The sequence below is a fragment of the Lentzea sp. HUAS TT2 genome (assembly GCF_051853195.1).
In the GTDB taxonomy this organism is placed as follows: Bacteria; Actinomycetota; Actinomycetes; order Mycobacteriales; family Pseudonocardiaceae; genus Lentzea.
In genome coordinates this window covers 6,730,564-6,742,021 of the sequence record NZ_CP196667.1, presented here as the reverse complement: position 1 = coordinate 6,742,021, position 11,458 = coordinate 6,730,564, and the positions used below count along the sequence as shown (strand labels likewise).

At 70.4% G+C, this 11,458-nt stretch carries 13 protein-coding genes; 4 read left to right on the top strand and 9 right to left on the bottom strand.

Annotated elements, in window-relative coordinates; all coding sequences use genetic code 11:
• Positions 1-196: 196 nt before the first annotated feature.
• On the top strand, positions 197-355 hold the full coding sequence (locus ACSHWB_RS32535) for a DUF3040 domain-containing protein (RefSeq protein ID WP_439657101.1): 159 nt from the start codon (positions 197-199) through the stop codon (positions 353-355).
• Here ACSHWB_RS32535 and ACSHWB_RS32530 read toward each other — a convergent pair.
• The 5 genes from ACSHWB_RS32530 to ACSHWB_RS32510 are packed head-to-tail and all read right to left on the bottom strand — an operon-like array spanning position 327 to position 4,969.
• Positions 327-1,370 carry a pyridoxal-phosphate dependent enzyme gene (locus ACSHWB_RS32530; protein WP_439657100.1) on the bottom strand — a complete coding sequence of 348 codons (1,044 nt, stop codon included), beginning with the start codon at positions 1,368-1,370 and terminating at the stop codon, positions 327-329. The genes ACSHWB_RS32535 and ACSHWB_RS32530 overlap by 29 nt on opposite strands.
• The gene (locus tag ACSHWB_RS32525; protein ID WP_439657099.1) at positions 1,367-2,161 is read right to left on the bottom strand and encodes a Rossmann-like domain-containing protein; all 795 of its coding nucleotides are present in this window, start codon (positions 2,159-2,161) and stop codon (positions 1,367-1,369) included. The genes ACSHWB_RS32530 and ACSHWB_RS32525 overlap by 4 nt, the downstream gene beginning before the upstream one ends.
• Positions 2,162-2,173: 12 nt before the next feature.
• Entirely contained in the window at positions 2,174-2,941 is a 768-nt protein-coding gene (locus tag ACSHWB_RS32520) for an ABC transporter ATP-binding protein (RefSeq protein ID WP_439657098.1), read from the bottom strand.
• Positions 2,938-3,999 carry a FecCD family ABC transporter permease gene (locus tag ACSHWB_RS32515; RefSeq protein WP_439657097.1) on the bottom strand — a complete coding sequence of 354 codons (1,062 nt, stop codon included), beginning with the start codon at positions 3,997-3,999 and terminating at the stop codon, positions 2,938-2,940. The genes ACSHWB_RS32520 and ACSHWB_RS32515 overlap by 4 nt, the downstream gene beginning before the upstream one ends.
• Entirely contained in the window at positions 3,992-4,969 is a 978-nt protein-coding gene (locus tag ACSHWB_RS32510; protein ID WP_439657096.1) for an ABC transporter substrate-binding protein, read from the bottom strand. The genes ACSHWB_RS32515 and ACSHWB_RS32510 overlap by 8 nt, the downstream gene beginning before the upstream one ends.
• A gap of 115 nt (positions 4,970-5,084) precedes the next feature.
• Here ACSHWB_RS32510 and ACSHWB_RS32505 point away from each other — a divergent pair, with 115 nt between their 5' ends.
• Together ACSHWB_RS32505 and ACSHWB_RS32500 are read left to right on the top strand one after the other, a co-directional pair.
• A complete protein-coding gene (locus tag ACSHWB_RS32505) occupies positions 5,085-6,260 on the top strand; it encodes an MFS transporter (RefSeq protein WP_439664712.1) in 1,176 nt (391 codons plus the stop codon).
• Positions 6,257-6,979: a TauD/TfdA family dioxygenase gene (locus ACSHWB_RS32500; protein ID WP_439657095.1), complete on the top strand. Its 723-nt coding sequence runs from the start codon at positions 6,257-6,259 to the stop codon at positions 6,977-6,979. Before ACSHWB_RS32505 ends, ACSHWB_RS32500 begins: the two co-directional genes overlap by 4 nt.
• On the opposite strand, the gene ACSHWB_RS32495 is transcribed toward ACSHWB_RS32500, so the two are convergent.
• From ACSHWB_RS32495 to ACSHWB_RS32485, 3 genes are read right to left on the bottom strand one after another with little or no spacing between them, the layout of a single operon-like run.
• Positions 6,976-7,527, bottom strand: a complete 552-nt coding sequence (locus ACSHWB_RS32495; RefSeq protein WP_439657094.1) for a hemerythrin domain-containing protein — start codon at positions 7,525-7,527, stop codon at positions 6,976-6,978. The genes ACSHWB_RS32500 and ACSHWB_RS32495 overlap by 4 nt on opposite strands.
• Before the next feature lie 15 nt (positions 7,528-7,542).
• The gene (locus ACSHWB_RS32490; RefSeq protein ID WP_439657093.1) at positions 7,543-8,196 is read right to left on the bottom strand and encodes a hypothetical protein; all 654 of its coding nucleotides are present in this window, start codon (positions 8,194-8,196) and stop codon (positions 7,543-7,545) included.
• Positions 8,197-8,206: 10 nt separating this feature from the next.
• Positions 8,207-8,530 (bottom strand): plasmid stabilization protein, encoded by a 324-nt coding sequence (locus ACSHWB_RS32485; RefSeq protein WP_439657092.1) that lies wholly within the window; start codon positions 8,528-8,530, stop codon positions 8,207-8,209.
• A gap of 72 nt (positions 8,531-8,602) precedes the next feature.
• Here ACSHWB_RS32485 and ACSHWB_RS32480 point away from each other — a divergent pair, with 72 nt between their 5' ends.
• Positions 8,603-9,205 (top strand): flavodoxin family protein, encoded by a 603-nt coding sequence (locus ACSHWB_RS32480; RefSeq protein ID WP_439657091.1) that lies wholly within the window; start codon positions 8,603-8,605, stop codon positions 9,203-9,205.
• On the opposite strand, the gene ACSHWB_RS32475 is transcribed toward ACSHWB_RS32480, so the two are convergent.
• On the bottom strand, positions 9,202-11,436 hold the full coding sequence (locus ACSHWB_RS32475; protein ID WP_439657090.1) for a GH92 family glycosyl hydrolase: 2,235 nt from the start codon (positions 11,434-11,436) through the stop codon (positions 9,202-9,204). The genes ACSHWB_RS32480 and ACSHWB_RS32475 overlap by 4 nt on opposite strands.
• Between the last annotated feature and the right edge of the window lie 22 nt (positions 11,437-11,458).

Genomic DNA, 11,458 nt, shown 5'->3' with positions numbered 1-11,458 from the left:
GTGCCGACCACACCGGGTCCTGACCAGCCGCGACCGACCGGGCCGGACCAGCCACACCTGCCGGGCCCCGACGCCGACCCGCTGCGCCCTCCCGGTCCTGACGACGATCCGCTACCTCCTCAGCCGAAGCCGGTTTGAACCGCGGAGCCGCTGGGTATACGGCTCTTCGACAGCCGGACCGACCTGGGGAGCGGGCATGCTCAGTGCTCAGGAACAGCAGCGGCTCAGCGACATCGAACGGTGGCTGCGCGCCTCCGACCCGGACCTCGCTCGTCTGCTGAGCCGAGGCCCCCGGCCGAACGTGGGACAGCGAATGGCGGCGTTCTTCAGGAAGCCACCGCGATCGGCTGACTGACCGCGTTCGGCGGCGCCTCCGCCCGGTTCCAGCGCATCCGCGACCACGGCAGGTCCATGTCGTTCAACGACGTGATCTGCCGTGGTCGCAGGTCCTCCGGCGCGGGTGCCTCCGCGTGCCGGGAGTAGGCGGCGTCGACGTAGCGGTGGCCGGTGTCCGGGGCGAGCACGACGACGTGGCGTTCCGGGTCCAGCCGCTGCTCCCACCGCGCGGCCAGGTACGCCGCCCCCGCCGACAGCCCGGCGAAGATCGCGTGTTCGCGGAGCAGGGCGACGCTGCCGGACAGGGCCGCGTCGAAGCCGAACCAGTGCACGGTGTCGTAGAGCGTGTGGTCGACGTTGCCGAACGGGATCGAGCTGCCGATGCCGGCGATGATGATCTCCGGGTCGTGCACGTGCTCACTGCCGAACGTGACGCTGTCGAACGGCTGCACGCCCACGAGCTCCACGTCCGGCGCGGTCTCCCGGAGGAACGTGGTCAGCGCGCCGGTCGACGCCCCCGTGCCCACCCCGCCGACGACCGACAGCCGGGAGCAGTCGGTGTGCTCGCGGATCAGGTCCGCGATCGGCCGATAGCCGCGGTAGTGGACGTCGTCGTGGTACTGGCGCATCCAGTGGTGCCGCGGGTGATCGCGCAGGATCTCCCGCACCCGCGCCACCCGGCGGCTCTGGTCGAGCTTGAGGCTCGGGGACGGCGGCATCGGTTCCACGGTCGCGCCGAGGATCTCCAGCTGCGTGCGCAACGTGAGGTCGACGGTCGTGGACGCGACGATGTGGCAGTGCAGGCCGTGGCGGTGGCAGGCCAGCGCCAGTGCGTGCGCGTAGATGCCGCTGGAGCTGTCGACCAGCGTGTCCCCGTGCGCGATGGTGCCGCGTTCGAGGAGGTACCGGACGGCTTCGAGCGCGGACGCGACCTTCATGGTCTCGAAGCGCAGGCAGAGGGTGCGGGAGTCGAGGCGCACCAGGGCAGGGCGGCTGAGGGCGTCGGCGATGTGGTGGTCCACGTCTTCTCTCATGCTCGGTACCGGTACAGCGCGGACTCGTCGGCGCTGAACTGGGAGAACGGGAACGGCTCCGCGGACAGGGCGGTGACCCCGGCGCCGAGGAAGTGCCGGGCGACGGCGCCGGCGGTCTGGGCGTAGACGATCAGCGCGATGTCGCGTTCACGGCAGGTGCGCAGGATCTCGTCGAACGTGCCGTTGCCGATCGTCATGCCCGTGGCCACGACGGCGTCCGCGACACCGAGGACGTCCCGCATGTCCGGGGTCACCGGGTCGCCCCACTGCGTCGTGCGCAGCGAGAGGTCGCACGGCAGGCACTCGGCGCCGCGGTCCCGGATCGCGGCGACCAGCGGGTTCACCACGCCGATCAGCGCGACCTTGGCGCCCGGTTCGACGTCGAGCAGTCCGGCGACGGCGGCATCCCTCGCCCGCGCCCGTTCTTCCGGCGTCCCGACCGGCAGCACGACCCGTTCGGCGTCCGAGCTCCGATGTGGACGGACGCTGCCGAGGTAGGCGTCGAGTGCCGCCACCCGCACCGCGGCGGGAGCCTCGGTGAGCAGCCGGGCGACGGGAGCGCCGGAGTAGTTCGCCGCCACCGCCGGGTCGGTGTCGCCCTCCGCGAACGCGCAGGCGCCGAAGGCCGTACCGACGCGGGCGAGCACGTACTGGTTGCGGTAGGTGGTGTCTCCGCCCGCCAGCCTGGTGCCGTGGTGGACCCAGAACACACTGGTGGCGGGCAGTTCCCGCGGATCCGGGCCATGCCGGCCGTCCAGCACCTCGGTTATCAGGTCATCCACAGTGGACATCTCTCCCCCTTCTCAACGGACCGGCTCGCGGTAGCCCACGGCCAGGTGGCCCAGGCTGTCGCGGCCGATCTCGGCTTCCACGTCGAACACCTCGCGCAGCAACGGCGTCGTCAGCACGTCGGCGGCCCGGCCGTCCGCGACGACCGTGCCGCCGTGCATCAGGACCAGCCGGTCGCAGTAGCGGGCGGCCAGCGCGAGGTCGTGCAGCGCCACCACGACGGTCTGCGGTGTGCGGCCGGCCAGTTCCATCAGTTCGAGCTGATGGCGCACGTCCAGGTGGTTCGTCGGCTCGTCCAGCAGCAGTCCGGACGTGCGTTGCGCCAGCGCCCTGGCCAGGTGGGTGCGCTGGCGCTCACCACCGGAGAGCTGCTTCCACGGCCGGTCCGCCAACTCCGTCAGGTCGAGCCTTTCCAACGCGGCGGCGACGATCTCGTGGTCGGTCGCGTCCGGACCGCGCCACCTCGACCGGTGCGCGGTGCGGCCGAGCAGCGCGACCTCGGACACCCGCAGATCGCTGTCGGTGTCGGCGGTCTGCTCGACGAACGCCATCTTGCGCGCCCGTTCACGAGCAGGCCAGGACGCGATTTCCACGCCGTCGTAACGAACAACGCCCTGGGTCGGCGTGCGCAGCCCGGCAACACATCGCAGCAGCGACGACTTGCCGGATCCGTTCGGCCCGATCAGCCCGACGGTCTCCCCCGGCTCGACCGTCAGCGTCACGTCCCTGACGATGGTCTTGCCCGGCACGCCCCAGCTCAGGTTCTCCACGGAGATCCTCACAGCTCACCCCGCCTGCGCAGCACCAGCAGGAACAGCGGCACGCCGAGCAGCGCGGTGAACACGCCCACCGGCACCTCCAGCGGCGAGAAGACGACGCGGGTGAGCGCGTCCGTCCAGACCAGGAACACCGCGCCCACGACAGCCGACAGCGGCAGGAGCTTGCGGTGCAACGGACCCACCAGGAACCGGACGCCGTGCGGGACGATCAGCCCGACGAACCCGACCGCGCCCACGGCGGCCACCGCGACGGCGGTCAGCACGGACGTCGTCACCAGCAACACGATCCGCGTCGCCCGGACGTCGACCCCCAGCGAGGACGCGGTGTCCGTGCCGAACGCGAACCCGTCCAGCGCGGCCGAGCACAGCCACACCACGAGCAGGCCGACCGCCAGGACCACCGTGCACACCGCCACGGACGTCCATCGGGCCGACGCGAGCGATCCCAGCAGCCAGTTCGTGACGGCACGGATGCTGTCGGCGTCTCCGGACGTCAGCAGGATCAACGACGTGAGAGCCGCGAACAGCTGCCCCACGACCACACCGGTGAGCACGACCCGCGACGAGTCCAGGCCGGTGCGCCTGAGCAGCAGCATCAGCAACCCGAACGACACCAGCGCGCCGATCAGCGCGCCGCCGGTCACCCCGAGCTGCGAGCCCGCGAACCCCAGCACCACCACGACCACCGCGCCGGTCGAGGCGCCCGACGACACCCCGAGCAGGTAGGGGTCCGCCAGCGAGTTGCGCGTGACGCTCTGCAGCACCGCGCCGCACACCGCCAGCGCGGCACCGACGAGCGCCGCGAGCAACACCCTGGGCAGCCGCAGGTCCCAGATCAACGAGTCCAGCAGCCGCGGCAACGGCACCACCGGCAGCCCGAGACGGCCACCCGCCGCCCGTCCGATCTCGGTCCAGCTCGCGCCCACGCCGATGCGCACGGCCAGCACCATCGACACCGCGAGCACGACCAGGCTCAGCACCACGACCAGCGTGTTCTTCCTGCGCCGAACGGGTTTCGGGGTCTTCAGGACGACGGGATCCAGTACGGCCGCGTCAGCCACGGCCGGCGATCTTGTCCAGACCGGCACCGAACGCCTTGAGCGCGTCTACCGTGCGGACCGACGGGTCCATCTCGATGCCGGGCAGCTCGATCACCTTGTTCTCCCGCAACGCCTTGAGCTGCGAGACGACCGGGTGCTCGCGCATCATCGCGAGCTTCTCGCTCGCCTTGTCGCCGGGGTTGCCGCGCTCGGACAGGTCACCGATCACGATGACGTCCGGGTCGCGCCGGGCGATCTCCTCCCAGGACGCCTCCGGCCACTCCTGGTTCAGGTCGTCGAAGACGTTGACCGCACCCGCGATCTTGCTCATCTGGCTGGGCATGCCGTCCTTGCCCGCCACGTACGGGACGCCCTTGAACACCGAGTAGACCCAGACGACCTTGACGGGATCCCGTTTGACGGCCTGGACTTCCGCGACCGCGGCGCGCTGCTCGGCGGCGAGCTGGTTCGCCTTGTCCGTGATGCCGAAGATCTTGCCGAAGTTCTCGTAGTCGCGGAACAGCCGGTCGAACGGCGCGGTGGTGCCGTCCGGGCAGTTGACCGCGCTCACGAACGTAGGCACACCAAGGGATTCCAGCTCGTCGCGCGTGCCGGCGCGGTCAGCGGTGAAGAGCTCCTTGAACGACGACACCACCACGTCGGGGTTCGCGGCCCTCAAAGGCTCCGACGTGAGGATCTTCGGCGACAGCACCGGGATCTTCGCGTAGGCGTCGGCGAACCTCGGCGACACCTTGGTCTTGACGTTCGCGGTGCCGGCCATGCGGTCCTGCATTCCCAGCGCCAGCAACGTCTCCGTGGAGTTCTGGTCCAGCGTCACCACCCGTTGCGGCGTGCCGGTGAACGAGAGCTGCTTGCCGCAGCTGTCCACCACCACCGACTGAGCCGTCGGCGCCTGGGCGCCTCCCGGTGTGGCGCAGCCCGCGGCCAGCACCGCGACCAACGCCAGTCCGAGACGGGCGGGGTGAGACATCGGATCCTCCAGAAAGTTCACTCGACGGTGTGCGTTACTGTAACGACAATCATTTTCAATGCAACCCTGCCGGAAGGTCGATCGCGTGGTCCACGACACAGTGCGCAGCCCATCGGTGTTGCGCAGCACCACTTTTCTCCGCCTCTGGACCGCGACGACGGCATCGGGCATTGCGACCTGGGCGCTGCCGTTCGTGCTGGGCCTGGCCGTGCTCTCGCGGTCGATCACCGCGGTCGAACTGGGCGTCCTGCTCGCCGCGCGCACCGCGGGCTTCCTCGCCGCCGTACCGGTCAGCGGTGTCCTGGCCGACCGCTACGCCCGCCGCCAGGTGGTCCTGTGGTCGGGCCTCGTGTCCGCTCTCGCCGCGCCCGTCCTCGCTGCCTTCGTGGGCAACTCGCTGGTGTTCGCATCTGTCGCGGCCGTGGCGATGGGAGCGGGCCAGGGCGCGTGCCGCCCGGCGTTCCAGGCGCTGACAGCCGAGGTGGTGGCCGCCGGCCAACGCCAGCAGGCCAACGCCGCGATGACCCTGTCCGTGCGGGTCACGACGCTGGTGGCGCCGGGCTTGACCGCGTTGCTCGCACTCTTCCTGAACACGCAGGTGCTGCTGCTCGGCATCGGCGCGTTGTGGCTGGTCGCCGCCCTGGTCCCGCCCGCGGGCACCGGGCTCACCTCGGCGAGTGGTTCAGGTTTCGTGGCGGACTTCTGGGAGGGCGTCCGCGAGGCCCGCAGGCACCCGTGGTTCCTGGCGGGGCTGGGCGCACTGACGGCGGTGATCGCGACCGGCTACTCGGCGACCGGCGTGGTGCTCCCCCTGGTCAGCCGCGACCGCTACGACACGGAGGCCGTGCTGGCCGGTGCGTTGACCGCGTACACGCTCGGTGCGTTGGCCGGCGCGTTGCTGATCTCCCGCTGGCGGCCGCGGCACGCCGGCTGGACCGCGCTGTTCGGCCTCGCGCTGTACGGGTTCGCGCCGCTGAGCCTGCTGCTGCCGGTGCACCCGTTCGTCGTGATCGCCGCCTACGCCGTCGCGGGTCTCGGCATCGAGCTGTTCAACGTGCCGTGGTTCACCGCGACCCAGCGCGAGGTCGAGCCTTCGAAGCTCGCCCGCGTGTCCTCTTTGGACTTCCTGATGTCCTACGGCCTGGCACCGGTCGGCCTCGCGCTCATCGCCCCGGCCATCACGGCGTTCGGCGCACCCGTGGTGCTGGCGGCGTGCGCGGTGATCTGCTTCGCCGCACCGGCCCTGGCCGCACTCGTGCCGTCGTCGCGCGACTTCGGGCCGCGCCGATGACGGTGCCCCGCCTGCAGGTTCTGGACCCCGGCGCGCGCAGGGCGTTGGCGGAGACGGGCGCGGTGATCCTGACCGGCCTGCCGAACTCGCCGAACTCGCTGCCGGTGGCCGCGTCCCTGCTGTTCGGCACGGCGTTGCGCGAGCTGTTCCCGTACCGGACCCGGCGTTCGGTGGACGGCGAGGCCGTCGGGCTGCACGCGGACAGCTTCGACGTGGTAGTGGACATCGCCGGGAAACCGGTGCGGCGCAGGCATCCCGACGAGGACCACGTCCTGGTGCTGCTCGCTTCGCAGGCGCCGTGCGGAGGGCAGTCCTTCGTCCTCGACGCGCACGAGTTCACTGATTCACTCGACGCGGAGCTGAAGGCGTTCCTGCGGGAGTCCGATGTGGACCTGTACGGCCAGTGGGCGGGCACCCGTGGCCTGCCCGCCACGCCACGAGTGGGCCGTCACATCGAGTTCACGCGCACGGGCAGGCGCATCACCCGGCGCACGGACGGGGCCGCGGCCCTGCACCGCGACCCCGCCGCTGAACACGTCATCGACATGCTCGCCCGCTTCGACACGGAGGTCGAGCGGGTGCAGCGGACGTTGCCGAGACTCAGGCTGAACGAGGGCGAGCTCCTGGTCCTCGACAACTACCGCTGCTGGCACGGCCGGGACGCACACACCGGCGCCCGGACCGTGCACATCCAGACAGTGCGAACGGATGACGCCTAGGAACCGGCCTTCTGCAGTTCCTTGCGCAGCTGCGCCTTGGTCATGTTCGACGCACCCGTGACACCGAGGTTCTGCGCCTGCACGAGCAGCTCGTCACGGGTGGCCTGGCCGGGCAGCTCACCCAGGTGGTCGGCGCGGCTGCGGGCGAACGCCTCGCCGAGCTCGTGGCGGCGCTGCTCGCTGAGCCGCTTGCGCATGCCCGGCAGCACCGTCGCCTCCTCTTCCTCCACGTGGTGGGTGATGGAGTCGACGACGTCCTTCAGCGCCTTCTCGTACTTCGGCGAGTCGTACTCGCAGTCGAGGAGCTTGGCGAGCAGCAGTTCTGCCTCGGCGTGCTCCTCCTGGCTGTGCTCGACCTCGTCCTGCCCGCCCGCGTCCCTGGCGGGCGGGTAGACCTCGGCCTCCTCCGCGCGGCTGTGGGCGACGAGCAGGCCGCACAGGACCGGGGTGAGCAGCGGGCGCTTCTCCGGGTGGTTCTTGAGCTCGTCGAACAGGCGCTCCACCTCGCGGTGGTCCTGCATGATCAGGTCTACGACGTCGTACCGCATGGTGGTGGTTCTCCTTCAGTTCGGGTCTTTCCTCGGATAGCGCGTGGTGGTGGACGCGTGACCGCGCCGTCCGATGCGGCCGAGCACCACGCCGAAACCGCTGATCACGGCGGTGGCGACGACCGCGCTGATGACGATCGACCACGTCAGGCCCGTACCGAGCAGGCCTGACGCCGCGCCGGCGATCACGCCGGCGACGAGTCCGTTCACGAGGTTCACGAGGCCGGCGACGCCCAGTGCGGTGCCGATCAGCCTCGGCCGCCTCGTCTTGCGCCAGCCGGTCTGGCCGCCGTCGGCCTCGACACCGAGGACGTCGTCGTGGATCTGCCGCACGAAGACGTCCCTGACCGACGGTTCGAGGTCGCCGTAGACGTGCCGGATGCGGTTGATCCCCAGGCCCGCCTGCACGTCCTCGATGGTCAGCTCGACCGTGCGGAACAGCGTGGCGAGACCGATCAGGAACAACGCGCTGAAGATGACCAGCATCAGCGTCAGCAACACGGTGAGCGGCACGACCTGCGCGACGAACCCGAGGGCGATCATGGACGCGGAGATCGTCGTCAGCAGGTGGCCCGCCCGGCCGGTCGCGTCGGTGATCGTCGCCGTGCGGATCATCTGCAGCGTGTTGTGCTCCATCGTGAGGATCGTCAGCACCGACGCTCTGTCCACATCCGACACGTCAGTGACCGAGTGCCTTCGCGAGTTCCTTCTTCGTCATCTTCGAGCGGCCCTGGACGTTGCGCTGCTTCGCCTCGTTGTAGAGCTGGTCATATGTCGGCCCCTGCGCGCCTTTGTGAGACCGCTGCCCGCCGCGCTTCTGCGGCGACATGTCCTCGATGGACGATCGGCTCGCGGTCTTGGACTCACCGGCCTGCGCGCGGTTCTTGTTCACCGTCCGCGCGGCGATCTCCTTCGCGCGCTTCGGGGGCACGCCGCGGTCCTCGGCGGAGTCCTTGATGTGTTCGTACTGGCGTTCACGTTTCGCGTTCGACCCTGCGGGCATCACGACCTCCTCGACCCGCGAATACCCCCGGTCAGGGCGGTTCACACCCACCCGAACGGGTAGCCGCAGGACATGACGATGCGTGCCGTGGTGCTGAACTGCACCCTCAAGAAGTCGCCGGAGAAGTCCAACACGGACCTGCTCGCGCAGGTCGTGATCGACGAGCTGACGAAGAAGGACGTCGAGGTCACCTCGTTCCGGCTGGCCGACCACGAGATCCCGCCCGGCGTCGTGACCGACCTCGGTGACGGCGACGAGTGGCCGAACATCCACACGCTGCTGCTCGACGCCGAGATCCTCGTCTTCGCCACCCCGACGTGGGTCGGCCGCCCGTCCTCGCTCGCCCAGCGCGCGCTGGAGCGGATGGACGCGATGATCTCCGAGACCGACGACCAGGACCGCCCGGTCGCCTACAACCGGGTCGCGGGCGTGGTGGTGACCGGCAACGAGGACGGCGCGCACCACGTCATCAGCGAGATCTGCGGCGGCCTCGGCGACATCGGCTACACGATCCCCGGCCAGGCCTGGACCTACTGGAACCGCGGTCCGGGGCCCGGCCCGAGCTACGCCGACACCGACGAGGGCCACGAGTGGGCGGAGAACACCGGCCGCACCATGGCGGCCAACCTCCACGCCGTCGCGGTGGCCCTCGCCGAGCGCCCGATCCCGGCCTAGCCGACGGCGACCCTCAGCACGCCGCCACGCTGCACGAACGACTCGGGTAGCCACGGCTGCCCGACCGTTCGGCCGTTCCACCGCACGTCCTGCACGTAGATGCCCGGCGCACCCGGCGCGAGCACCGCGATGTTCTTCTCGGTGATCCGCATCTTGGGGAACATCGGGCTGGAAACGTGCAGCTCAGCACTGCTCGGCGTCCTCGGGTACAGGCCCAGTGCCGCGAAGACGTACCAGGCCGACATCGTGCCGAGGTCGTCGTTGCCGGGCAGCCCGGACGGGCCGGTCTTGTAGACCAGCCTGGCCATCGCGCGCACGGTCTCCTGGGTCTTGCGGGGCTGGCCGAGCTCGTTGTAGATCCACGGCGTGTGGATGCCGGGCTCGTTCGTCGGGTCGTACCGCAGCGCGTCGCCGCCGGTCGCCCACGAGCCGTCCGCGCGGTGGAAGAACGCGTCGAGCCGTGAGACGGCTACATCGTTACCGCCCATCGCCTCGGCCAGGCCCTGGACGTCGTGCGGCACCATCCACGTGTAGGTGGCGCTGCTGCCCTGCGCGAAGCCCTGGTCGGAGGCCGGGTTGAACGGGGTCACCCAGGTGCCGTCGGCGCGACGGGCCTGCTGGTACCCGGTGGCCGGGTTGAACGTGTTGCGCCACCAGCCCGCGCGCTTCTGCATCTCCTCGCTGGGACGGCCGAGCTTGCGGCCCAGGTCCGCGAGCGCCTGGTCGGCGACGGAGTCCTCCAGCGTCTCAGCGGCGCCGCCCCAGCAGTGGCAGGTGTCCTGCGGGGCGTACCCGAGGCGCAGGTACTCGGCGAGGTTCGGGCGCTGGCCCTCGCACTGGCCGGGACAGCCCTTGTCGGACAGGCCGTCCGGGTGCGGCACGGTGGCCTGACGCAGCAACGAGTCGTAGGCGGCGCGGACGTCGAAGTTCCGCGCGCCCATGGCGTACATGCCCGCGATGGCCGGGGCGGACGGGTCGCCGGTCATGACGTGCGTCGGGCCGGTGATGTGGACCCAGCGGTCCCACACCCCGCCGTTCTTGCGCGAGATGTCCAGCAACGACTGGGCGTAGCCGCTGGCCACGTCCGGTGCCAGCAGCGCCAGCAGCTGCGTGTGAGCGCGGTACTGGTCCCAGCCCGAGAAGTTGCCGTACCTGGTCGCCTGACCGACGTCGCTGATCACGTTGGGCTGCAGGAAGGTGTGGTAGAGCGCGGTGTAGAAGACCGTGCGCTCGTCCGCGGTCCCGCCGTCGACCTCGACCGCGCGCAGCTGCTTCGCCCAGGCCTTCTTGGCTTCCTTGGCGACATCGGCCACGGTCGCGCGCTTGGGGATCTCCGTCGCGAGGTTGCGCTTCGCGGCGTCGAGGCTGGTGTAGGAGATGCCGACGCGCATCCGCACCGAACTGTCCGCAAAGGACACGTACCCGCCGGAGCCCTTGCCCGCGCGGGCACTTCCGGTCAGGTAGCCCTCGCCACCGCTCGCGGTGGTGCTGCCCGGCCTGAGCTCGCTGTTCACCCACGTGCCGTGCGCCGAGATCGGCCGGTCGAAGGACGCGGTGAAGTGCAGGCGGTAGTAGGTCTTCTGGTTGTTCGTGCCACCGTTCGCGCGGCGGCCGCAGAACGCGCCGGTGAGCACCGAGCCCGAGACCGTGTTCGTCGCCGGGTCGATCGTGATGTCCGCGTCCTCGCTGCCGTTGAGCGAGTTCGAGGTCCGGAACAGCAGCGAACCGTTGACGGGGAAGGTGAACTCGCCGATGCCCGCGCGCGTCGACACGGACAAGTCTGCCGTGGCACCGGACTTCAGGCCCACCCGGTAGCGCCCGGCCTCGGCTTTCTCGTCGGCGTGGGAGAAGTCGCTCGCGAAGATCTGGTCCTTGGTGTCCGCGGTCGGCGACGAGGTGATGTCACCGACGTGCGGCATGATCGGGATGTCGCCCGCCGCACCGGGATGGCAGCCGGCGCCGTTGACGTGCGTGAGGCTGAAGCCCCGCACGCGGGTCGCGTCGTACGCGTACCCGTTGGCGGCGCCCGTGTTCGTCTGGTCGCCGCGGGTCGACGTCGGACTCCACGAGATCATCCCGAACGGCCGCACCGCGCCGGGATAGGTGTTGCCGCCGCCCGCCGAGCCGATCAGCGGGTCGACGTACCGGGTGTCGTCTCTCACCGCCGCACTCGCGGGAGTCGCCAGCGCGGCGGTGAGGACAGTGACCAGGAAGACCGGGAGCGCTCTCACGTCCCGGGACAGTAACCGGATT